Source organism: Nocardia sp. CA-136227 (assembly GCF_050955695.1).
In the GTDB taxonomy this organism is placed as follows: domain Bacteria; phylum Actinomycetota; class Actinomycetes; order Mycobacteriales; family Mycobacteriaceae; genus Nocardia.
In genome coordinates this window covers 904,083-924,557 of the sequence record NZ_CP192081.1, presented here as the reverse complement: position 1 = coordinate 924,557, position 20,475 = coordinate 904,083, and the positions used below count along the sequence as shown (strand labels likewise).

The 20,475-nt window shown below is 67.7% G+C and carries 25 protein-coding genes; 4 read left to right on the top strand and 21 right to left on the bottom strand.

The window, feature by feature from the left end; translation table 11 throughout:
- Positions 1-145 precede the first annotated feature (145 nt).
- From ACQP06_RS04250 to ACQP06_RS04235, 4 genes are all read right to left on the bottom strand, one after another.
- On the bottom strand, positions 146-1,144 hold the full coding sequence (locus tag ACQP06_RS04250; RefSeq protein ID WP_433670617.1) for a sulfotransferase domain-containing protein: 999 nt from the start codon (positions 1,142-1,144) through the stop codon (positions 146-148).
- A gap of 125 nt (positions 1,145-1,269) precedes the next feature.
- The gene (locus ACQP06_RS04245; RefSeq protein WP_433670616.1) at positions 1,270-3,429 is read right to left on the bottom strand and encodes an MMPL family transporter; all 2,160 of its coding nucleotides are present in this window, start codon (positions 3,427-3,429) and stop codon (positions 1,270-1,272) included.
- 38 nt (positions 3,430-3,467) lie between these two features.
- Complete coding sequence (locus tag ACQP06_RS04240; RefSeq protein ID WP_433670614.1) at positions 3,468-3,980, bottom strand: EXLDI protein; 513 nt, start codon at positions 3,978-3,980, stop codon at positions 3,468-3,470.
- A 255-nt stretch (positions 3,981-4,235) separates the two neighbouring features.
- The gene (locus tag ACQP06_RS04235; RefSeq protein ID WP_433670612.1) at positions 4,236-5,198 is read right to left on the bottom strand and encodes a LysR family transcriptional regulator; all 963 of its coding nucleotides are present in this window, start codon (positions 5,196-5,198) and stop codon (positions 4,236-4,238) included.
- Between the two features lie 60 nt (positions 5,199-5,258).
- On the opposite strand from ACQP06_RS04235, the gene ACQP06_RS04230 reads away from it, so the two are divergent.
- The gene (locus ACQP06_RS04230) at positions 5,259-5,681 is read left to right on the top strand and encodes a DUF5997 family protein (RefSeq protein ID WP_357089166.1); all 423 of its coding nucleotides are present in this window, start codon (positions 5,259-5,261) and stop codon (positions 5,679-5,681) included.
- Positions 5,682-5,763: 82 nt separating this feature from the next.
- Here the strand turns inward: ACQP06_RS04230 and ACQP06_RS04225 are convergent, their stop codons facing one another.
- The 13 genes from ACQP06_RS04225 to ACQP06_RS04165 all read right to left on the bottom strand — a co-directional run bounded on the left by ACQP06_RS04225 (position 5,764) and on the right by ACQP06_RS04165 (position 12,789).
- Entirely contained in the window at positions 5,764-6,357 is a 594-nt protein-coding gene (locus ACQP06_RS04225) for a hypothetical protein (protein ID WP_433670611.1), read from the bottom strand.
- A gap of 240 nt (positions 6,358-6,597) precedes the next feature.
- On the bottom strand, positions 6,598-6,894 hold the full coding sequence (gene rpsQ, locus ACQP06_RS04220; protein WP_213558067.1) for a 30S ribosomal protein S17: 297 nt from the start codon (positions 6,892-6,894) through the stop codon (positions 6,598-6,600).
- Positions 6,891-7,130 carry a 50S ribosomal protein L29 gene (gene rpmC / locus ACQP06_RS04215; protein WP_040804215.1) on the bottom strand — a complete coding sequence of 80 codons (240 nt, stop codon included), beginning with the start codon at positions 7,128-7,130 and terminating at the stop codon, positions 6,891-6,893. Before rpmC ends, rpsQ begins: the two co-directional genes overlap by 4 nt.
- Positions 7,130-7,546, bottom strand: coding sequence for a 50S ribosomal protein L16 (gene rplP, locus ACQP06_RS04210; RefSeq protein WP_213558068.1), 417 nt, complete (start codon positions 7,544-7,546; stop codon positions 7,130-7,132). Before rplP ends, rpmC begins: the two co-directional genes overlap by 1 nt.
- Before the next feature lie 3 nt (positions 7,547-7,549).
- Entirely contained in the window at positions 7,550-8,356 is an 807-nt protein-coding gene (gene rpsC / locus ACQP06_RS04205; protein WP_033091021.1) for a 30S ribosomal protein S3, read from the bottom strand.
- Positions 8,357-8,758, bottom strand: a complete 402-nt coding sequence (gene rplV / locus ACQP06_RS04200; RefSeq protein ID WP_213558069.1) for a 50S ribosomal protein L22 — start codon at positions 8,756-8,758, stop codon at positions 8,357-8,359. It abuts the gene before it with no gap.
- A complete protein-coding gene (gene rpsS / locus ACQP06_RS04195; RefSeq protein ID WP_019931198.1) occupies positions 8,755-9,036 on the bottom strand; it encodes a 30S ribosomal protein S19 in 282 nt (93 codons plus the stop codon). Before rpsS ends, rplV begins: the two co-directional genes overlap by 4 nt.
- Positions 9,037-9,050: 14 nt before the next feature.
- Positions 9,051-9,881, bottom strand: coding sequence for a 50S ribosomal protein L2 (rplB, locus tag ACQP06_RS04190; protein WP_067712165.1), 831 nt, complete (start codon positions 9,879-9,881; stop codon positions 9,051-9,053).
- 32 nt (positions 9,882-9,913) lie between these two features.
- Entirely contained in the window at positions 9,914-10,219 is a 306-nt protein-coding gene (gene rplW / locus ACQP06_RS04185) for a 50S ribosomal protein L23 (RefSeq protein WP_067712168.1), read from the bottom strand.
- On the bottom strand, positions 10,216-10,887 hold the full coding sequence (rplD, locus tag ACQP06_RS04180) for a 50S ribosomal protein L4 (RefSeq protein WP_357089175.1): 672 nt from the start codon (positions 10,885-10,887) through the stop codon (positions 10,216-10,218). Before rplD ends, rplW begins: the two co-directional genes overlap by 4 nt.
- Entirely contained in the window at positions 10,884-11,549 is a 666-nt protein-coding gene (gene rplC / locus ACQP06_RS04175) for a 50S ribosomal protein L3 (protein ID WP_433670610.1), read from the bottom strand. Before rplC ends, rplD begins: the two co-directional genes overlap by 4 nt.
- A gap of 14 nt (positions 11,550-11,563) precedes the next feature.
- The gene (rpsJ, locus tag ACQP06_RS04170) at positions 11,564-11,869 is read right to left on the bottom strand and encodes a 30S ribosomal protein S10 (protein WP_040804197.1); all 306 of its coding nucleotides are present in this window, start codon (positions 11,867-11,869) and stop codon (positions 11,564-11,566) included.
- 494 nt (positions 11,870-12,363) lie between these two features.
- Positions 12,364-12,789 carry a hypothetical protein gene (locus tag ACQP06_RS04165; protein WP_433670609.1) on the bottom strand — a complete coding sequence of 142 codons (426 nt, stop codon included), beginning with the start codon at positions 12,787-12,789 and terminating at the stop codon, positions 12,364-12,366.
- Positions 12,790-12,981: 192 nt separating this feature from the next.
- Between ACQP06_RS04165 and ACQP06_RS04160 the strand changes: the two genes are divergently transcribed.
- A complete protein-coding gene (locus tag ACQP06_RS04160; protein WP_379278432.1) occupies positions 12,982-13,458 on the top strand; it encodes a hotdog fold domain-containing protein in 477 nt (158 codons plus the stop codon).
- A 61-nt stretch (positions 13,459-13,519) separates the two neighbouring features.
- Complete coding sequence (locus ACQP06_RS04155; protein ID WP_433670608.1) at positions 13,520-14,752, top strand: lycopene cyclase family protein; 1,233 nt, start codon at positions 13,520-13,522, stop codon at positions 14,750-14,752.
- A gap of 31 nt (positions 14,753-14,783) precedes the next feature.
- Here the strand turns inward: ACQP06_RS04155 and ACQP06_RS04150 are convergent, their stop codons facing one another.
- The 4 genes from ACQP06_RS04150 to ACQP06_RS04135 all read right to left on the bottom strand — a co-directional run bounded on the left by ACQP06_RS04150 (position 14,784) and on the right by ACQP06_RS04135 (position 18,608).
- Entirely contained in the window at positions 14,784-15,812 is a 1,029-nt protein-coding gene (locus tag ACQP06_RS04150) for an SDR family oxidoreductase (protein ID WP_433670607.1), read from the bottom strand.
- A 95-nt stretch (positions 15,813-15,907) separates the two neighbouring features.
- Complete coding sequence (locus tag ACQP06_RS04145; protein ID WP_433670606.1) at positions 15,908-16,798, bottom strand: ABC transporter permease; 891 nt, start codon at positions 16,796-16,798, stop codon at positions 15,908-15,910.
- Positions 16,795-17,604: an ABC transporter permease gene (locus tag ACQP06_RS04140; protein ID WP_433670605.1), complete on the bottom strand. Its 810-nt coding sequence runs from the start codon at positions 17,602-17,604 to the stop codon at positions 16,795-16,797. The genes ACQP06_RS04145 and ACQP06_RS04140 overlap by 4 nt, the downstream gene beginning before the upstream one ends.
- On the bottom strand, positions 17,601-18,608 hold the full coding sequence (locus ACQP06_RS04135) for an ATP-binding cassette domain-containing protein (protein ID WP_433670604.1): 1,008 nt from the start codon (positions 18,606-18,608) through the stop codon (positions 17,601-17,603). The genes ACQP06_RS04140 and ACQP06_RS04135 overlap by 4 nt, the downstream gene beginning before the upstream one ends.
- Positions 18,609-18,940: 332 nt before the next feature.
- Here ACQP06_RS04135 and ACQP06_RS04130 point away from each other — a divergent pair, with 332 nt between their 5' ends.
- The gene (locus ACQP06_RS04130; protein WP_433670603.1) at positions 18,941-20,422 is read left to right on the top strand and encodes an aldehyde dehydrogenase family protein; all 1,482 of its coding nucleotides are present in this window, start codon (positions 18,941-18,943) and stop codon (positions 20,420-20,422) included.
- The last annotated feature ends 53 nt before the right edge of the window (positions 20,423-20,475 follow it).

Genomic DNA, 20,475 nt, shown 5'->3' with positions numbered 1-20,475 from the left:
GGATTATGGTCAGCCGGCCCGGGTCGGTTCGGCGGGTTGGGCCACGCCGAACCGAGTCTGTGCGTCGGACCGAACTGTATCGGTTGTCCAGTTCAGCCCGAGGCACTTTCGCGAAAAAAGTGAAACACGTTTCTGTCAGACCAGCTCAGGCCGGGTGGTTCCACCCCAGATCGCGCCCCAGCAGCTCGAACAGCTCCTCGTTGTACGGGCGGTAGAACTCCCGCAACCGGCCCAGCGACTCGGCCTCGGCGGGCGGATACTCCAGCGGATTGCGGTTCACCACCTCCGCGTGCAGCTCCGGCTCCACCGCGGGCAGCCCGAGGAACTCGTGGATGCCGCACACCGTCCTGGACACATCGGCGAAGAAGTCCTCCGCCGCGACCAGGTGCACGTTCTCGCGGCCGTAGGTGTCCAGCCAGCGCCGCACCGAATTCACATAGATCCCGGCCGCCAGCATCGGCATGGTCGGCAGCATGGTCGGCGGCGGCGGACCCGGGAAGGCCCCCAGCGCCAGCGACACGTACTCGCCGAAGTTCTCGCCGTAACGCCCACTGCGCAAACCGTTCTCACCACTGAGGAACAGATCCCACTTGTAGTGCGAATACGCCCGCCGCACCGGATCGCGCAGCATGATGATGACCTTCGCGCCCGGACTGGACTCGCGGAGGTTGTCGATCAGCGGCACATCGTGCAGCAGCGGATCGAAATGCCCCACCAGCGCCCGGCCGGTGCGCTCGGCGACCGCCGCCTTCTCCCGTTCGGTCGGCAGGTACGGCCCCCAGGCGGCCGGGAAACCGTGGCCGATCTCCTTCGTCAGCGGCACCACCACGCTCGGATGCTGCATCAAATAGGCTGCCAGATCGGTTGTTCCGCTCTTCAGTGCTCCCACACACGTGAAGTCGGGCAAAGCGCGCGGTCCGCCGAAACGGGACCGCCACCAGAGCCGAATCGGTGGCACCGCACCGAAATAGTGACTCAGCGTCAGGTATCGCCAGCCCAGGCGCAGGCTGCGAACCGGATGCTGCACATGGCGCTCATTGCGGTATCGCTGCAACTGCCATTGCTCGAATACCCGGAAGCCCTCCGTATACCGGTCATTGCCGGTACAGGCCCCCTCCTGAACAGCACTGTCGGACTTACTCATTCATTTATCCCCTCACCAGGCGATCCCACTGCCACCGGGAATCGACTGACGAAGACGGTATCAGCGAACTGGCCCGCTTCTCGAAAGGAGAAGCGGGCCAGCCTATTCGGATACCTATTCGAAACTTAGTGTCGCGATTGTCCGCTCACCACATCGGTTTCCGACCATTCGGCATCCCACACGGGCGGATTTTCGGCATCCCCGCCGTGTCCCGGCCACCAGGCGAAGCGGCCGACCAGAGCCGTCACCGCGGGGGTGAAGAACATCGCCATGACGAACGCCGCGATGGTGATACCCAGCGAGATCGCGAAACCCATCTGGGAGAGCACCGAATTGCCCGCCAGCATCATGGAGGCGAAAGTGCCCGCCAGAATGACACCGGCCGCCGCCACCGTCGGACCCGTGTGCCGCACCGCCAGCGCCGCGGCGGCGTGCGGATCGTTGCCCTCGCGGGCCTCCTCCCGCAAACGGGCCACCATGAGGATGTTGTAGTCGGTGCCCAGCGCCACCACGAACAGGTACATGATCAACGGCAATTGGAAGATCAGACCCTGCTCGCCCTGGATGCGCTGGAACACCAGCACCGCGGAACCCAGGGTCGCCGCGAAGCCCAGGAACACCGAGGCCATCAGATACCAGGGCGCGACCACACTGCGCAGCAGCAGCGCCAGCACGATCATGATCAGGATACCCGCGACCGGGAACACCACCGTGTAGTCACGGTTCATGGCGTGCTGGAAGTCGACGAACACCGAGGTCATACCGCCCACCACCGCGGTGGTGCCGGCCGGGGCCGAACCGTGCGCGGTGTCGCGCAGCGGACCCTTCACGGTGTCCAGCGCGGCATCGGATTCCGGCTTGTCGGCGAGGGTCACCTGGAACTCGGCCACCGCGCTGTCCTTCGACAGCGTCGCCGGCGACACCTGGCCCACACCCTTCACACCGGTGAGCGCCGCCCGGAAGGTGTCGAGCTCGCCCTGGTTCAGCGTGCCCTGCTCGGCGCGCAGGTAGACCTGCGACGGCTGGGTGCTGCCCGCGGGCATGCCCTTGAGCAATTCCTTGCCGTACACGGTGGATTCGGCCGCGTTCGAGGTCGAGCCGGAGCTCAGATCGAAGGTCGGGTTGAAGCCCAGCGCGAAGACGCCCAGCACCAGCAGCACGCCGCCGGACACCGCGGCGAACACCGCCGGACGCTTGCCCAGCGCATTGCCGACCGCCCGGAACCGCGCGCCCTCGGGTTCGGTCTGCCACGCCTTCGACGGCCAGAACACCTTGGTGCCCAACAGCGAGACGATCGCGGGGACCAGGGTCAGGCCCGCCAGCAGCGCCACCGCCACCGCGATGGCCAGGGCGATGCCCATGGACCGGAACATGCCCAGGGTGGACAGGGTGAGCGCGCCGAAGGCGATGATCACCGCCGCCGCGGCCGAGGTGATGGCCTCGCCGACCCGGGTGACCGAGCTGACCATGGCCGTCTTCGGGTCCTCACCGGCGCGCAGGCGCTCCCGGTAGCGGAACATCAGGAACAGGATGTAGTCGGTGCCGACGCCGAACAGCACCACGACCAGCAGCGACTGCACCGAGTTGTCGATCTTGAGATCGAATGCCTCACTGGCCGCGGCGATCACGCCGTTCGCCAGCGCGGACACCATGCCGATCACGATGATCGGAAGTAGCGCGATGATCGGGCTGCGGAAGATGACCAGCAACAACACCAGGATCAGCACCACCGTCGCGATGCCGATGATGGCCAGACCCTTCTGACTGGAATCCTGCTGATCCAGCATCTGAGCCGCGGTGCCGGTGACGCCGGCCTTCAGATCGGTGCCGGAGACCTGTTCCTTCAGAGCGTCACGCAGCGCCTTGACCGCGTCGGTCTGGTTCTTGGCCGCCTGGTCGGTCTGCTTGGTCATGCCGACCGCGACCACGCCGATGGCCTTGGTCTCCGACGGGGGCAGCGCCTGGACGCCGGTGACGTCCTTGATGTTCCGCTCGGACAGCTTGGTGGCGGTCGCGGCGATGGTGGCCGCGTCCTGGTCGGTCAGCGGCGCCCCGTCGGAGCGCTCGAAGACGATCAGCGCGGCCGGGGTGTTGCTGTTGGGGAAGGCCTTCTGCTGCAACTCCATCGCCTGGACGGATTCGTAGTGCGAAGGCAGGAAGTCTGATTGCTCGGTGGTGGCGGTGAGCTTGGGCGCCGTGGCGACGACCGCCACGATCGCGATCAGCCACGCGCCGATCACCAGCCACGGGAATCGGACGACAAGGCGTCCTAGTCCGGAGAACATGCGGGAGAAGTCCTTTCGGGGGGTTTCGGCCGCGCTATTCAGATGTCGAGGACCTGGGATGCCGGGTTGTCCAACGCATCGGCGACGATCCGGTAGACCTTCGCCGGAACAAGATCACGCAACTCCCCCGGCGAGTCCACGATGTCGACGGTGAAGTCGCCGTATCCATCCTTACCCAACTGAAGGAATTCGCGCCACCCCCCAAAACCCTTGAGCCATTCCGTCATCAGCGAGAGCTCCGACTGATCGGAACCCTTCCGGACGGTCAGGTACTCGTCCTTGCGCTCCTCCGCGGCGTTCCGGGTAGCCCGCGCGAAGTCCGTCCAGTCGAGGAAGTGCCGGTGGACGACCAGCTTGCCCTTGCGACTCTGGAAGACCTGGACCGATTCGCTCCCCTCCCCGGTGACCTTGCGGCCGTCCGCCAGCGGGCGGCCGACGAAGCGCTGCGTGCGACCGCCGCCGGGGCCGACGCGCAGGGTGATCTCACGCATGCCCTCGGGGAGGGGATCGGGGACCAGATCGGTGGCGGGCTTGTCCATTTCGAGGGCCATGACGTGCTCCGAATCATTCGTGGATGCATATATGGGCATGCGTGTACGACACGACACCGCGGGCGTCATACCCGCTGCGCCGCAGTCGATCTCAGCGATTGCCGACGGCCGTTCGCCGTCTTCAGTCACTATAAGTAGACGTATACGTATAGAGCAACCCTGAGACCACCCTGAACTTTCTCCAGCCCGATCCCTGAGCCGCACACGCGAAATGGGCCCGCCTCCCGAACGGGAGACGGGCCCTCACAAGGGGATTCAGCGAGGGCGCCGCTTGCCCGGCTTCTTCGCGCCGCCCTGCTTCGACTTCGCCGCGGCCGCGGGCTGCTTCGCGGGGACGGGCTTGCGCTTGGCCGAGGACTGTTGTTTACCAGCCTTGTCCGGCTGCTTACCCGACGGCGAGCGGGTGCTGCGCTGGGAGCGGCCGCGCACCACGCCCACGAACTCCTCCACCAGTTCGGTGGTGCGGTCGGCCGGCCAGGCCAGCGCGATCTCGGTCTCGGGCACATCGGTGACCGTGCGGTAGACCAGGTCCTTACGGTGGTGCAGGCGGGCGATCGAATGCGGGACGATGGCGGCGCCGCTCACCGCGGCCACCAGTTCCATGGTCATGGCCGCTTCGTCCAGGTCGGCGGCGTCCTGCATGCGCTCGTCGGCCAGATCGGTGGTGGCGACCTGATCGAACAGGGCGACCGGGTGGTCCTTGGGGACCACGACCACCGGGACCTCGCGGTACAGCGGGATCGCGCTCATGCCGTCACGGTCGATGGGCAGGCGCACGAAGCACATGTCGACCGCGTCCGTGCGCAGCGCCGTCTCCTGCTCCTTCATCGGAACCGGGATCAGGTCGAGGGCGACCTCGGGGAAACGCTCACCCCAGATGCGCTCCCACTTGGTGACGGTCACGCCCGGGACGAAACCGACGCGCAGGCGATCCACCGCCTCCGGGGCGGCGACCGGTTCCGGCGGCGCGGCCGCGATGAGCGCCCGGGCCTGCTCGAGCACCGCATGACCGTCCTCGCTCAGCTGGGTCGGCTGCGCGCCGGGCACGAACAGCTTGGTCTCGAGCTCTTCCTCCAGCTCGATGACCGTGCCGCTCAAACGCTGCCGGGAAATGCCCAGGCCACGCGCCGCCCGGGCGAAGTGCAACTCCTCGGCAACAGCGACGAACCAGCGCAGACGCGTGATGTCGATGGACTCCAACCGGCCCTGACCTGTCATGGGGTCCAGGTTATTGCACCGGCCAGCGGGTTCTCCCCACCCGCCCGATACGCTGGACCGGTGAGCCCGGACAAGAACACCCAGACCATGAAGCCGCTGACCGCGGCGAACAAACTCGGCATCTACCTCCCGGCTACCCCGGAGGAGTTCCAGAGCTCACCCATCACCCGCGCTCAGCTCGATGAACTGCGCGCCAACCCGCCGCAGTGGCTGACCGACCTGTACGCCAACGGCCCGTTCCCGCGCGACGTGGTGGCCCGGAAGCTCGGCATCTCCAACTCCGGCCTGGGCCGCGCGGGGGTGTCCGACGCGCTCACCGCCGAGGAGATCACCGCCCTCCTCGCCGACCCGCCGGAATGGCTGGTCCGCGAACGCGAGAACCTGGTGGCCGTCCGCAAGGAAGCCGACCGGGTCAAGGAGAAGGACGCCGCGCGCCGCGCCGCCTCCAACCGTCCGCCCAAGAACCTCTTCGGCCCCAAGTAGCCGGTCCTCCACGAAACACCGAAGGCCCGCCCCCCGAATCGGGGAGCGGGCCTTCGGCTTTCGAGGATGCGAGGGGTTCGGGTCAGCAGTAGTAGCAGACGCCGTTGGCGGGCAGCTCGGTGAAGCAGTTGACGCAGACGGCCTTGCGCGCCTCCGGCTCCGGCTTGGCGGCCGGGACGGGGCCCGCGGCGGTGACCCGGCGCGGCGCGCCGCCATTGCGCGGGATCAGCGGCGGGATGCCACCGTCGGTCGGGATCTCCGCGCCGTAGGCGGCGTAGCACTGCCAGCGGGCGTAGGCAGCGTGCACCTCGAGATCGGCCGGGACGGGCAGGTGCGCCAGCTCGAGCACGTACTTGTAGCTGTCGCTGACCTTGTGATTCTGCTTGACGCACAGGGCGGTCAGCGGCGGTTCGCCGGCATTGTGGCAGCGGCGCGCGACCTTGCGCAGGATGGCGTCCATCCAGGTGCGGGTCGGCGCGTCGGTGCGAATGCCCGACATCTCCTGAACACGCTCGGCCAGTTCGTTCACTGTGACGAAATGTCCGTAGCCGGAAGCACATTCGGCCAGTACCTCGTGGGCGGCCAGGGACCAGGCCACGGCCGCGTCGCGGAAAGTCACCGCGGTCCGGTCGTCGATCCGCCAAGCCCCGGAAGTTGTTGTCGCAGCATCCCTCATAGCTCGTACACGCTAACGCTTCTGCCGGGCGACACGCCAATTCCATTTGGACATATGGGGTTTCAGTTTGGTCACACTCGTCGAGGGTTTGGCATTACCGGCCAGTACCCGGACAAAAAGAAAGGAACCGCTTCCCGAATGGCAAGCGATTCCCGCACTCTCCCCAGAAAACACACCGGTCCGCTTCCCCACAGGGAAGCGGACCGGTGATCAATGACTTGGTTCAAGTCATGGAGCAGGCTACTTGGCCTTCTCCAGGACCTCGACCAGACGCCACCGCTTGGTGGCGGACAGCGGACGGGTCTCCATCAGCTGCACGCGGTCGCCGATGCCGGCGATCTCGTTCTCGTCGTGAGCCTTCACCTTCGAGGTGGTGCGGATGATCTTGCCGTAAAGCTTGTGCTTCACGCGATCTTCCAGCTCGACCACGATGGTCTTGGTCATCTTGTCGGAGACGACGTAGCCGATGCGCGTCTTGCGCTGGCCCCGCTCCTCCTGGTTGGCCGGCGTCTTGGCCGGGCCCTTTACGTCGCTCATGCGGCGTCTCCCTTGCCTTCGGGACCGGAGGCCAAGCCGAGCTCGCGCTCACGCATGACCGTGTAGATGCGCGCGATCTCGTGGCGGACCACGCGCAGGCGGCGGTTGTTCTGCAACTGACCGGTCGCCATCTGGAAGCGCAGGTTGAACAGCTCTTCCTTGGACTCGCGCAGCTTGGCGACGAGCGCCTCATTGTCGAGCTCGCGGAGCTCTGCAGTCGGGTTGGCGGTAGCCATCAGAACTGCTCCTCCCTGGTCACGATCCGGCACTTCATCGGGAGCTTGTGCATCGCGCGGCGCAGGGCCTCACGAGCGATCTCCTCGGTCGGGTACGACAGCTCGAACATGACGCGTCCGGGCTTGACGTTCGCGATCCACCACTCCGGCGAACCCTTACCGGAACCCATGCGGGTTTCGGCCGGCTTCTTGGTGAGCGGGCGGTCCGGGTAGATGTTGATCCAGACCTTGCCGCCACGCTTGATGTGGCGGGTCATCGCGATACGAGCCGACTCGATCTGACGGTTGGTGACGTAGGCCGGCTCGAGAGCCTGGATGCCGTACTCACCGAACGTCACCGCGGTGCCGCCCTTCGCCATGCCGGAACGGCCGGGGTGGTGCTGCTTACGGTGCTTGACCTTGCGGGGCATCAACATAGGTCAGCCCTCCTGATTCTCTGCCGGTGCCTCCGCGACTGCAGTCGCGGCGCGTCCGGCCTCAGTGCTGGTCGCGGTGGTGCCCTGGGCACCGCTACGACGCGGACGGCTCGGCCGCTCGCGGCGCGGGCGGTCGTCACGGTCACGGCCGGACGGGGCCACAGCGGTGACCTCGCGCTTGCCGCCGACGATGTCGCCCTTGTAGATCCAGACCTTCACGCCGATGCGGCCGAAGGTGGTCTTCGCCTCGTACAGGCCGTAATCGATGTCGGCGCGCAGCGTGTGCAGCGGCACCCGACCCTCACGGTAGAACTCCGAGCGCGACATTTCGGCGCCACCGAGGCGGCCCGAGCACTGCACACGGATGCCCTTGACGTTCGGCGAACGCATGGCCGACTGGATGGCCTTGCGCATCGCGCGACGGAACGCCACACGGTTGGACAGCTGCTCGGCAACACCCTGAGCAACCAGCTGAGCGTCCGACTCGGGGTTCTTGACCTCGAGGATGTTCAGCTGAACCTGCTTCTTGGTGAGCTTCTCCAGCTCGGCGCGAATGCGGTCGGCCTCGGCGCCACGACGGCCGATCACGATGCCCGGGCGCGCGGTGTGGATGTCCACACGCACGCGGTCACGGGTGCGCTCGATCTCGACCTTCGAGATGCCGGCCCGCTCCATGCCGGTGGCGAGGAGCTTGCGGATCGCGACGTCTTCCTTCACGTAGTCCGCGTACTGCTTGTCCGCGTACCAACGCGACTTCCAGTCGGTGGTGATACCGAGGCGGAAGCCATGGGGATTGATCTTCTGTCCCATTTACTTTGCCCCTCCCTTCCGGCGGCTACGAGTGGCAGCGCCGGCGGTGGGCACGCTCTCGACCTCGATGGTGATGTGGCTGGTGCGCTTGCGGATCCGGAACGCGCGGCCCTGGGCACGCGGCTGGAAACGCTTCATGGTCGCGCCCTCGTCGACGAACGCGGTCGAGATGACGAGGGTGGCCGGGTTGAGGCCGAGGTTGTTCTCGGCGTTGGCCGCCGCCGAGGCGACAACCTTCGCAACCGGCTCGCTCGCGGCCTGCGGCGCGAACTTCAGGATGTTCAGCGCGTCCTGCACGCTACGGCCACGGACCAGGTCCACGACGCGACGCGCCTTCATCGGCGTCACGCGAACGTGCTTGGCGGTCGCGCGCGCGGTCGGGTTCTGAGTTTCAGTGCTCATCGCCGCTTGCTCTTCCGATCTTCCTTGACGTGGCTCTTGAACGTGCGGGTCGGCGCGAATTCACCGAGCTTGTGTCCAACCATGTTCTCCGACACGAACACCGGCACGTGCTTGCGGCCGTCGTGGACCGAGAACGTGTGGCCGATGAAATCGGGGATGATGGTGGAACGACGCGACCAGGTCTTGATGACCTGCTTCGTGCCCTTCTCGTTCTGGACGTCCACCTTCTTGAGGAGGTGTTCGTCGACGAACGGGCCCTTCTTCAGGCTGCGTGGCATGTCTAACCTCCTCCTTAACGCTTCTTGCCGCGGCGGCGGACGATGAGCTTGTCGCTGGGACGGTTGGGCTTACGGGTGCGGCCCTCGGGCTTGCCCCACGGGGAGACCGGGTGGCGACCACCGGAGGTCTTACCCTCACCACCACCGTGCGGGTGGTCGACCGGGTTCATGACCACACCACGGACGGTCGGGCGAACGCCCTTCCACCGCATACGGCCGGCCTTACCCCAGTTGATGTTCGACTGCTCGGCGTTGCCGACCTCGCCGATGGTGGCGCGGCAGCGCACATCGACACGACGGATCTCACCGGAGGGCATACGCAGGACGGCGTAGGCGCCTTCCTTACCCAGCAGCTGGATGGACATGCCCGCGGCACGAGCCAGCTTGGCGCCACCACCCGGACGCAGCTCCACGGCGTGAACCGTGGTACCGGTCGGGATCGAACGCAGCGGCAGGTTGTTGCCGGGCTTGATGTCGGCGCCGGGGCCCGACTCGATCTTCGTGCCCTGGGCGATGCCCTTGGGCGCGATGATGTAGCGCTTCTCGCCGTCGGCGAAGTGCAGCAGCGCGATGTTGGCGGTGCGGTTCGGGTCGTACTCGATGTGAGCGACCTTGGCCGGGATGCCGTCCTTGTCCAGACGACGGAAGTCGATCAGACGGTAGGCGCGCTTGTGACCGCCACCCTTGTGACGGGTGGTGATGCGACCCTGCGCGTTACGGCCACCGGTCTTGGTGAGCGGACGCAGCAGCGACTTCTCGGGGGTCGAGCGGGTGATCTCGGCGAAATCCGAGACCGAGGCACCGCGGCGACCCGGGGTTGTCGGCTTGTACTTACGAATTGCCATGAGTTCTTCTGCCTTTCTGAAGTCCCCGCCGCTTACGCGACCGGGCCTCCGAAGATCTCGATGGGCTTGCTGTCGGCCGAGATGGTGACGAGCGCGCGCTTGGTGCTCTTACGCGTGCCGTAACCGAAGCGGGTCCGCTTGCGCTTGCCCTGACGGTTGGCGGTGTTGACGCTGGTCACCTTGACGCCGAAAACCTTCTCGACAGCAATCTTGATCTGCGTCTTGTTCGAATCCGGGTGCACGATGAAGGTGTAGGTGCCCTCCTCGATCAGTCCGTAGGACTTCTCGGAGATCACCGGCGCCAGCAGAATGTCGCGCGGGTCGGCGATGGTGGTCACTTGCTCTCCTCCTGTGCAGCTTCGGCGGGGCCGTGCACGAAGGCGTTGAGCGCCTCGACCGAGAACACGATTTCGTCGCTCTTGAGAACGTCGTAGGTGTTCAGCTGGTCGGGGGCGATCGGGTGCACACCCTGCAGGTTCGCCACGCTCTTCCACGTGGTGACATCTTCACGGCCGACGACGACCAGGATGTTCTTCCGCTCCGACAGCTCGGCGAGGAAGGACTTGGCCGCCTTGGTCGACGGGGTCTGACCCGCCACCAGCTCGGTGATCACGTGGATGCGCTCGTTGCGAGCCCGGTCCGACAGAGCGCCACGCAGCGCGGCGACCTTCATCTTCTTGGGCAGACGCTGGGTGTAGTCACGCGGCTGCGGGCCGTGGACGGTGCCACCGCCGGCGAACTGCGGCGCACGGGTCGAACCCTGGCGCGCACGGCCGGTGCCCTTCTGGCGGTACGGCTTCTTGCCACCACCGCGGACCATGCCGCGGGTCTTGGTGGCGTGCGTGCCCTGGCGAGCCGCGGCCTGCTGGGCCACGACGACCTGGTGCATCAACGCGATGTTCGCGGTCACGTCGAAGATCTCCGCGGGGAGCTCGACGGTGCCCTCGGTCTTGCCGCCAGCGGCCTTGACCGTGAGCGTCAGGTTGGTCTTGGTCTCGGTGCTCATGCCCGGGCACCACCCTTCACTGCACTCTTGACGATCACGATGCCGCCGGTGCGGCCCGGGATCGCGCCCTTGATCAGCAGCAGGCCGTTCTCGGCGTCCACCTTGTGGACCGAGAGGTTCTGCGTGGTGACGCGGTCGTTACCCATGCGGCCCGACATGCGCATGCCCTTGAAGACACGGCCCGGGGTGGAGCAACCACCGATGGAACCCGGACGACGGTGCACGGCCTGCGCACCGTGCGAGGCACCCTGACCACGGAAACCGTGGCGCTTCATGGTGCCCGCGAAGCCCTTGCCCTTGGAGGTGCCGGTCACGTCGACGTAGCTGCCCTCTTCGAAGGCATCCGCGTTGATCTCCTGGCCGACCTCGAAGGCGGCGGCGTCGGCGACGCGCAGCTCGGCGATGTGGCGGCGAGGGGTGACACCGGCCTTGGCGAACTGACCGGAAACCGGCTTGTTCACCTTGCGGGGGTCGATGGCGCCGTACGCGACCTGGATGGCGGCGTAGCCGTCGCGCTCCTGGGTACGGATCTGGGTAACGACGTTCGGGCCCGCCTTGATGACGGTCACGGGAACGACGCGGTTCTTCTCGTCGAAGACCTGGGTCATGCCGAGCTTGGTGCCCAGGATGCCCGCGGCCGGACGGCTCTTGTTGTCAGTCATATTCGAAGTCCCCGTCACTGAATGTTGACGTCGACGCTGGCCGGCAGGTCGATACGCATCAGGGCGTCAACCGTCTTCGGCGTCGGGTCGAGGATGTCGATAAGCCGCTTGTGCGTACGCATCTCGAAGTGCTCGCGCGAGTCCTTGTACTTGTGCGGCGACCGGATGACGCAGTAGATGTTCTTCTCGGTGGGCAACGGCACCGGGCCGACCACACGGGCACCGGTACGGGTCACCGTCTCGACGATCTTGCGCGCGGACGCGTCGATCGCCTCATGGTCGTAGGCCTTGAGCCTGATGCGGATCTTCTGTCCCGCCACGCTGAGTGTCCTTTTCTCCGCTTGCGTTGTGATCCAGGAGCTTTCACTCCCGAACCACCCTCATTTGCACTGCCGAACACACGAAGACGCATCAGCCACCACACGACCGAGGCCCGAGGCCCGATCCATCGCCGCTGTTCATCTGTCATGGTTCATCCGGTCCACGCGGTCGGGCGTGTCGCTCCGCCGCTCATTCCTCGGCCCCGGACCAAAATCCTTACAAGCCTCGGAACAGTGTTCCGGACGCACCCACGCCGCAAATCAGCGGGGTGCAAAATTGGGTCTTTCTCACCCACCACCAGCGCCGATCCAACGGAAAAGACGCAACCCGGTGTGGGCAACCCGAACAGTATGCCTCGAGGCCCCGCCCCACTTCAAATCGCCCCCTCCCCCACCCCCGGGCCAATGGCCCTGGTCACACCCGGTCGAGCCCCCCGGCTCGGGCCGCGCGCCGGCCGGTGCGGAATTCGGTTCGCGCACCGGCCATTTCACCCTCAGTTGTCGTGCATGTGGCGCAGGTAATAGTCCCAGCCGCCGAGATCCTGGATCAGCAGGAAGTTGCCGCCGCGGAATCGGGCGGGATCCACCAGGTACAGCCCGACCTGTCCGCCCGGAACGTCGGCGGCCTCGCCGACGACCTGGGTCATGCTCCCGTGCGGGCGGCCGTCGACCACCAGATCGGAGTAGGTCGGATCGGGGGCGATCATATTGTGACCGCCGTTGATCTGGGTGATGGCCGCCGGGATCCAGCTGTTGGACAGGGCCACGGTCTCGTCGTGGGTCAGGTCCACGCCGAGGAAGATGCCCTCACCCGGGTTGGAGTACGGCGTGAAGGCGGCGGCCGAGCCGGCGGATGCGGTGGCGGCGGCCGCCCCCGCGAGTGCGATGCCGACGGTGGCCACCGCGTTGCGAATACGCATGATGTCGAGAGCTCCTGTTTGTCCCCGATAGCCGGGCCGAGCGGCACCGGCTCCCAGCCGCGCCCGCGGCGCAGCCTTCCCAGATAACTGGCAACCGGTTGGTTTCGCGCGACGAGGCAATCCGCCGACCGATCCGATGACCTATACGACACGACACTTCCGTGGAACTTACTTTTGAGTAAGATTCGGACCATGGGTAAAGAGACCGCTACGTATCGCGGGTGGAAGAAGCTTCCGGACAACCGGATCGGGCACACGCTGTTCTCGCTCGGCATGGTGGCCCGGGTGCCGTACTTCGGCACCGTGCTGCCGAGCGTGGTGCGGCTGGAACCGGGACTGTGCGAGGTGACCGCGCCCAAGTGGTTCGGCATCCACAATCACCTGGGGACCTTCCACGCCATCGCGGCGTGCAACCTGGCCGAGGTGGCGATGGGGATGCTGTCCGAGGCCACCGTGCCCGACACCCACCGCTGGATTCCCAAGGCCATGAACGTGCAGTACCTGGCCAAGGCCAACTCCGGCCTGCGGGCGGTCGCGAAACTGGACGAGGTGCCGGACTTCGCGCAGATCACCGAGGGGCGCGAACTCGTGGTGCCGGTGTCGATCTACGACCGGTCCGGGCTCGAGGTCGTGCACGCCGACATCACCACTTGGGTGACGCCCAAGTAATAGGGGTGCGAAGTCGGGACCGACCTGGCGGGCACGGGGTCCCGGCTGTTTGAATGCGGGTATGAGTGGCCGGGAGGTCGGCAGGGCCGCCGACGTGTGTGTGGTGGGGCTCGGTCCCACCGGGCGGGCATTGGCGCACCGCGCCATGGTGGCGGGCCTGCGGGTGGTCGCGGTGGATCCGCGGCCGACGCGGCTGTGGGCCCCGACCTTCTCCTGCTGGGTGGACGAACTGCCGCAGTGGCTTTCGCACAGCGCCATCGCCAGCCGGATCGAGGCGCCCGCGGTGTGGACCACCACCGAGCATCGGATTCCGCGGCCCTACTGCGTGCTGTCCAAGCAGGGCCTGTTCGACGCGCTCCCGCTCGACGACGCCACCGTGATCACCGGTCGCGCCCGCGTCGTCGAGGCGCACCGGGTGGAGCTGGCCGACGGCACCGAGGTGCGCGCGGCCACCGTCTTCGACACCCGCGGGCAGGCCACGCCGGGCGCGCGCCGCACGGCCAGCGCGCACGGCATCTTCGTGGACGAGGACATCGCCGCGCCCATGGTCACCGCCGGTGAAGGGCTGCTGCTGGACTGGCGCGACGAGAACGGCGCGGGCCCGGACGAGCCGCCGTCGTTCCTGTACTCGGTGCCGCTCGGCGACGGCACGGTCATCTTCGAGGAGACCAGCCTGGGCCTGCGCGGCGGCATGCCGCAGCACGAGTTGCGGCGGCGCACCCTGAATCGGCTGGCGGCGCACGGGATTCGGCTGCGCGGCGACGAGCCGACCGAGGCCGCCCACTATCCGCTCGACGAGCTGCCGCCGAAAGCCGGTCGCGGCGCGGTGATTCCGTTCGGTTCGCGCGGCGGCATGATGCATCCGATCACCGGGTACTGCGTGGCGGATTCGCTGGCGCTGGTCGACACCGCGCTGGACGCGGTGCAGCGCGGCGACGATCCGATCGAGGCGCTGTGGCCGTGGCAGGCGCGGCTGGTCTATTGGATGCGCATGCGCGGCGTGTACGGGCTGGGGCGGCTCACCACCGCGCAGTCCATCGCCATGTTCGAGGCGTTCTTCACCCGGCCGCCGCGGCAGCAGCGCGCCCTGCTGTCGGCGCACGACGACTACTCGGCGCTGGGGTCGGCGCTGTTCATGACGGTCGCGACCACCTGGCCGTTCACCTGGCGGTACGACCTGGTCGGCTGGACCAATCGAAACCGCTGGGTCGGTTGGGATTACGGGCGGGCCCGCGCACTGGACGATCTGCTGCTGCCCCCGGACAGCCTGCTACCCGGGGACAACACGCCCTGAGGCCGCGGCAGCCCGGACGCGGGCTCGCGCCTCAGACCCAATTCTCGATCCAGTACTTCCACACCACCCCGGCGTAGGCGGCCAGCGGCGGGACCTTGATATCGGTCCCGGCGAGGGCGGCCGCGGCATTGTGGGAGTCGAAGCGGCAGGCGAACTCGCAGTCCTCGATGACCTCCATCGGGATGCCGATCTGACGCAACGCCCACCCCATGCCGGGCACCCGCAGCGTGACGTCGAGGGTCTGCTTGGGCATCACCTCGATCAGGTGCGGGGCGCCGGCCTCGTCGGCGAAGAGGTTGAAGGCCTCGGCGACGCTCTGCTCGCGCGGGTCCACCAGGTGGTAGGTGTCCGGCCCGTCGCCGTTTCGGTGCGCGATGTGGTCGAGCGCGCGGGCCACGAAATCGACCGGCACCATATTGGTTTCACCGAGCTGGGGCGCCACCACGGGCAGGATGCGCGGCAGTTGCGCGGCCATGCGCAGCAGCCGGAAGAAGTAGTAGGGGCCGTCGATGCGGTCGATCTCGCCGGTGCGCGAGTGGCCGATCACGATGGCCGGGCGGTAGATCCGCCAGGGCACCGCGGTCTGGTCGCGCACCTCCTGTTCGGCGCGCAGCATGGTGCGCTGGCGGGGCGTGGGTAGCAACTGGCCGACGTCGGTCATGTCCTCGGTGAACACGCCCTCCCAGGCCCCGGCCACGCGCATGGTCGAAACATGGTGCAGCCGTCCCGCGTCCAGCGCGCCGGCGAGTTCGGCCACCCGGAGGGCGCCGCCGCCCGCACCGGTGGCGTCGAACCCGGCGGCCAGGTGGAAGACGTGGTCGATCGAACCGCGGTGCGCGGCAATCCAGCTCGGGTCGACGCCGAGTCCCGGCGCGGTGAGGTCGCCGCGGACCGGGTGGACCCGGTCGCGGTCGCCCCAGTCGCGTAGGCAGCGGTTGTAGCGCAGAACCGAGTCCTCGCCCGGCCGCACCAGGACGTGAACGTCCGCGTCGCGCTTCAGGAGTTCGGGTACGAGAAACCGACCGATGAACCCAGTTGCCCCGGTCACCAGGTATGACATGGGGGCCACCTTAACGTGACGCACGCCACTCGAAACCCGAGGGTCATACCCGGGGAAACCGGTCGGGCGTGTCCGCCCGCCGGTTCCCGTCGTGTCTAGGCTCCGGTCTCGGCCGCGCGCCGGTACCCGCGGATGGCGGGGTAGGCGAACACGACGATCATGCCGATCGCCCAGGCGGCGGTCTTCCACAGCGGGGTCGCGATGGGCCCGTCGTAGGACAGACCGCGCATGGCGTCGATGGCCGTACTCATCGGCTGGTTCTCGACCGTCTTCTGCAACCACACCGGGTAGGCGAAGACCGGCACGAACCCGGAGTTGAAGAACATCAGCAGGGTGTTGATGATGCCCACCAGCGACACCAGCATGACGCCTTCGGTCAGCGTGGCCAGCGCCGTCACCAGCACCGCGAATCCGAGCGCGAACAGCACCGGAATCGCCAGCATGGCAATCGAAGCCGCGGGTCCGTACCAGAACCGGAAGCCGAGCGCGACGCCCACCGCGAGCACGAACAGCGAGGTGATCACCACGCGGATGGCCTCGGCCATCAGTCGTCCGGTGAGCCCGGCGGCGCGGTGGATGGGCATGGTGTAGAACCGCCCGAGCAGACCGGTCGCCTTCTCCACCTTGAAGCCGAGCGCGCTCACCACCGATCCGGACATGGCCGCGACCAGCATGACCATCGGCACGGTGCCGTAGATGCTGGGCATGCCGGTGGCCATGGTGATCGAGTCACCGAGCACGATCCGGAACATGAGCAGCGTGGCGGCCGGGTAGACCAGGGTCTGAATGGTGGTGGCGGGGTCGCGCATCCAGCCGATGAGCATGCGCTTGCACTGGATCACGCTCTGCTGCGCCCACACCGAGAGCGCGCGCTCCGAGCGGGGTTTCACCACGGGCAGCGGCTGATGCCCCGCCCACGAATCGGATTGGGTCACCGGGTTCCCGGATTCCTCGACGGCCGTCTCGGCCGTGGTCGCCGTGCTCATGACCGCCTCACGCTCGCCCAGACCGCCAGCGGCAGGAAGACGACCAGCAGGCCGCCCAGCCACACCAGCGGCACCCACAACACATTCCAGGTCACCCCGTGCTGAGCCATGTCGCGCAGTGCGAAGGAGAACTGCGAGATGGGCTGGTTGCGCACGAACGGCCGCACCCACACGGGGAATCCGTTCTCCGGCACGAAGCCGCAGGACAGCATGCCGAAGATGAGGGTCGGCAGGGTCAGGGCCTGGCTCAGGGATTCGGGGCTCTTGGTCAGCGACCCGAGCCCGTCGGCGCCGATGGCCAGGATGGTGCCGACGGCGAGGGAGAACCCGCAGAACAGCGCGGCCTGACCCCAGCCGGCGACGAAGTGGAATCCGATGAGGTGTCCCCAGGCCAGCGCCGCGATCAGCGAGACCACCGAGCGGACGAAGCCCGCGGACAGTCGCGACACCAGCGGCACCATCTTGCCGATGGGCATGGTCTGCATGCGGGTGTTGAGTCCGGTCATGGCTTCGAACGCGGCCAGCTGCGCGTTGGACATCATGGTGAAGGACATGGTCTGCAGCACGATGATCGGCATGACGAACTGGGCGTAGTCGATGCCCTGGAACTTCATCACGTAGCGCAGCGGCAGGTAGAAGCCGAGGGTGAAGACCAGCGGCACGATGACCGCGATGAGCATCTCGCCCTTGGTGAACATCACCCAGACCACGCGCCCGGTCAGGGCCCGCCACTGCGCGAAGCTGTTGGGCCGGGCCGGGGGCACCCCGGCGAAGAGATCGGCGGCGTTCGCCGCGGGCGCGGTCACGCGGCGCCTTCCGCGCCGACGGTCTCCTTGGTGCCGGAGTGTCCGGTGAGGGTGAGGAAGACGTCGTCGAGCGAGGGGCGGCGCAGGCCGATGTCGGCGAGCTTGACGGCCGCGCTGTCGAGCCGGCGCAACGCCTCGGAGAGGGTGGCCGCGCCCTCGGGGGCGGGGATGGACAGCCGGTCGCCGGAGAGTTCGGCGCGGACCGCGGCGGGCACCAGGTCGCCGAGGGCGTCGGCGACCTGGGTCAGCTGGGTCGGGTCGAGTGGCACGACCTCGCAGTAGCTGCCGCCGGTCTTCTCCTTGAGGGCGTCGGCGGTGCCTTCGGCGATGACCGTGCCCTTGTCGATGACGATGATGTTGTCGCTGAGCACGTCGGCCTCTTCGAGGTACTGCGTGGTCAGCAGGACGGTGATGCCCTGGGTCTTGAGCGCGGTGACGAGGTCCCAGACGCCCTGGCGCGAGCGGGGATCCAGGCCGGTGGTGGGTTCGTCGAGGAACACCACCTCGGGCCGGACCACGAGGCCGCAGGCGATGTCGACGCGGCGGCGCATACCGCCGGAGTAGTGCCGGACCGCGCGGCGGCCGGCGCCGGTGAGGTCGAATTCCTCGAGCAGGTTGTCGGCGCGCTGCCGGGCTGCCTTGCGGGGCAGGCCCATGAGGCGGCCGAAGAGCTCGAGGTTCTCGCGGCCCGAGAGGTTCTCGTCGAGGGCGGCGTACTGGCCGGTCATCATGATGGACCGGCGCACGGCGGCAGGATCGGTGCGGACGTCGTGCCCGGCGATGCGGGCGACGCCGGAGTCCGGGCGCAGCAGGGTGGACAGGATCTTGACCGTGGTGGTCTTGCCCGCCCCGTTGGGGCCGAGGATGCCGAGGACCTGGCCGCGGGCGGCGGTGAAGCTGACCCCTTGCAGCGCGTGCACATCGCCGAAGGACTTGCGAATGTCTTCGACGAAAACGGCCGGATCGTCGGCTGCTACGGGTTCCGGTCTGTCCAAGCTGGGCATCAACTCTCCACTATCGGCTGGTCGGGCTGAACGATGTCGCCCCGGGGCGGCGGGTCCCCACATCGCGCGGCGGAGGTAGTTACCGCCCGCCGGGATGATCCACACCGCCGGCCGTGATGTTACCGGCGTGCCGCCCGGCAGGCCGTTTCTTTGCCGAAGCAGCGAATTTCAAACTGTGCCCTTGGTCACAAACCACGAGCTCGCCGAATAGCCGCTGATCCAGGCGCAGACCGGGCGGTATGCGGCGATTTCGCTACCTTGTCGCATCTGCGCCTCGAACCATAGTCTGGCCTTGGCGGGGAGAGACATTCACAGGCCACGAGAGGTTGACCATGGCCGAGTCGGCGCAGCCGGCAGCAGGACGCGCCGGCGCGCGCAGATCCACGGTACTCACGTCCTACGACCCCAGAACCGGGGAAGTCGTGGGCGAATACGCAGGTATGGGGGCGGGCGAACTGACCCGCACCGTGCGCTCCGCCCGCAGCGCCGAACAATGGTGGGCGGCACTGGGATTCGACGCCCGCAAACGGTGGCTGCTGGATTGGAAACGCAGCCTGGCCCGCGGCACCCGCGACCTGGTGGAGCTGATCAGCCGCGAGACCGGCAAGCCGCGCATCGACGCGGCCATCGAGGTCACCCTGGCCGTCGAGCATCTGGATTGGGTTGCGCGACATGCCGAACGGACGCTGGGCCGCACCACCCGGCTGGGCGCCACGCTGCGCCGCGAACCGACCGGAACCATCGGCTACCTGCCGCTGGGTGTGGTCGGCGTACTGGGGCCCTGGCACAATCCCGTTCTCACCCCGATGAATTCGATCGCCAGCGCGATGGCGTCGGGCAACGCGGTGGTGTTCAAGCCCAGCGAACTCACGCCCGGCGTGGGCGCGTGGCTGGCCGACACCTGGAATCACCTGGCCCCGAATCAGCCGGTGCTGCAGGTGGTCACCGGCGACAGCGGGACCGCCGCCGCCCTGTGCCGGGCGCCGTTGGACAAGCTCGCCTACGCCGGGTCGGGCGCGGGGGCGCGCGAGGTGGCCGCGCTGGCCGCCGAGGCGTCCACGCCCCTGGTCATCGAGCCGGGCGGGCGCGGGTCGATGGTGGTCCAGGTCGACGCCAAACTCGACAGCGCCGCGGCCGCCGCGGTGTACGGCGCCATGGCCAATTCGGGCCAGCAGCCGGCCGGGGTGCAGTGCGTGTACGTGGCCGACTCGGTGTACGAGCCGTTCCTGGAGCTGGTCGCCGATCAGGCCCGGCGGCTGCGGCCCGGGGCGGACCGGCGCGCCTCCTACGGGCCGATGATCGTGGACGCCCAGATCGACGTGGTGCGCCGCCAGGTGCGCGACGCGGTGACCCGGGGCGCGCGGCTCGTGGTCGGGAGTCTGGAATCGATTCGCGAGCCCTACATCGAGCCGATCGTGCTCACCGAGGTCCCCGAGAACAGCGCCGCCGTGACCGGCGAGGCCGTGGGGCCGGTGCTGGTGGTGAATCGGGTGGCCACCATGGACGAGGCCGCCGATCGCGTGAACGCGGATCGGAAGCCGCGCACGGTCTCGGTGTTCACTCGCGACGTCCGCTCGGTCCCGGAGTTCGCGGCCCGGCTGCGCAGTGAGCTGATCACGGTCAACGCGGCCCCGGTGTACGGCGTGAACGGTCCCGGCCGGATCCGGGATCCGCGCACGCTGCGGGAGTTCACGCGGCCGCAGACGATCACCGAGAAGCACCCGCCGGACCAGATCACCTCGGGCACGTTCGAGAAGCATCCGCGTCGTTTGCGGGTGGCGCGGGCGCTGTTCCGGATGCGGCACCGGGTCTGAGGATTCGGGAGGGCCTGCCGCCGAAGCCGATTCGGCGGTGGGCCCGACCCGTT

What these genes read in the sequence shown, in the direction of transcription:
- ACQP06_RS04130 (WP_433670603.1), top strand. Translation starts at nt 18,941, where the DNA reads ATGGCCGAGTCGGCGCAGCCGGCAGCAGGACGCGCCGGCGCGCGCAGA.
- ACQP06_RS04250 (WP_433670617.1), bottom strand. Translation starts at nt 1,144, where the DNA reads ATGAGTAAGTCCGACAGTGCTGTTCAGGAGGGGGCCTGTACCGGCAAT.
- ACQP06_RS04165 (WP_433670609.1), bottom strand. Translation starts at nt 12,789, where the DNA reads ATGCGTATTCGCAACGCGGTGGCCACCGTCGGCATCGCACTCGCGGGG.
- rpmC (WP_040804215.1), bottom strand. Translation starts at nt 7,130, where the DNA reads ATGGCTACCGCCAACCCGACTGCAGAGCTCCGCGAGCTCGACAATGAG.
- ACQP06_RS04240 (WP_433670614.1), bottom strand. Translation starts at nt 3,980, where the DNA reads ATGGCCCTCGAAATGGACAAGCCCGCCACCGATCTGGTCCCCGATCCC.
- ACQP06_RS04235 (WP_433670612.1), bottom strand. Translation starts at nt 5,198, where the DNA reads ATGACAGGTCAGGGCCGGTTGGAGTCCATCGACATCACGCGTCTGCGC.
- rplP (WP_213558068.1), bottom strand. Translation starts at nt 7,546, where the DNA reads ATGTTGATGCCCCGCAAGGTCAAGCACCGTAAGCAGCACCACCCCGGC.
- rpsQ (WP_213558067.1), bottom strand. Translation starts at nt 6,894, where the DNA reads ATGAGCGACGTAAAGGGCCCGGCCAAGACGCCGGCCAACCAGGAGGAG.
- ACQP06_RS04145 (WP_433670606.1), bottom strand. Translation starts at nt 16,798, where the DNA reads ATGAGCACGGCGACCACGGCCGAGACGGCCGTCGAGGAATCCGGGAAC.
- rplD (WP_357089175.1), bottom strand. Translation starts at nt 10,887, where the DNA reads ATGAGCACCGAGACCAAGACCAACCTGACGCTCACGGTCAAGGCCGCT.
- ACQP06_RS04245 (WP_433670616.1), bottom strand. Translation starts at nt 3,429, where the DNA reads ATGTTCTCCGGACTAGGACGCCTTGTCGTCCGATTCCCGTGGCTGGTG.
- rpsS (WP_019931198.1), bottom strand. Translation starts at nt 9,036, where the DNA reads ATGCCACGCAGCCTGAAGAAGGGCCCGTTCGTCGACGAACACCTCCTC.
- rpsC (WP_033091021.1), bottom strand. Translation starts at nt 8,356, where the DNA reads ATGGGACAGAAGATCAATCCCCATGGCTTCCGCCTCGGTATCACCACC.
- rplV (WP_213558069.1), bottom strand. Translation starts at nt 8,758, where the DNA reads ATGAGCACTGAAACTCAGAACCCGACCGCGCGCGCGACCGCCAAGCAC.
- ACQP06_RS04135 (WP_433670604.1), bottom strand. Translation starts at nt 18,608, where the DNA reads ATGCCCAGCTTGGACAGACCGGAACCCGTAGCAGCCGACGATCCGGCC.
- rplC (WP_433670610.1), bottom strand. Translation starts at nt 11,549, where the DNA reads ATGACTGACAACAAGAGCCGTCCGGCCGCGGGCATCCTGGGCACCAAG.
- ACQP06_RS04160 (WP_379278432.1), top strand. Translation starts at nt 12,982, where the DNA reads ATGGGTAAAGAGACCGCTACGTATCGCGGGTGGAAGAAGCTTCCGGAC.
- rplB (WP_067712165.1), bottom strand. Translation starts at nt 9,881, where the DNA reads ATGGCAATTCGTAAGTACAAGCCGACAACCCCGGGTCGCCGCGGTGCC.
- ACQP06_RS04155 (WP_433670608.1), top strand. Translation starts at nt 13,520, where the DNA reads ATGAGTGGCCGGGAGGTCGGCAGGGCCGCCGACGTGTGTGTGGTGGGG.
- ACQP06_RS04225 (WP_433670611.1), bottom strand. Translation starts at nt 6,357, where the DNA reads ATGAGGGATGCTGCGACAACAACTTCCGGGGCTTGGCGGATCGACGAC.
- ACQP06_RS04150 (WP_433670607.1), bottom strand. Translation starts at nt 15,812, where the DNA reads ATGTCATACCTGGTGACCGGGGCAACTGGGTTCATCGGTCGGTTTCTC.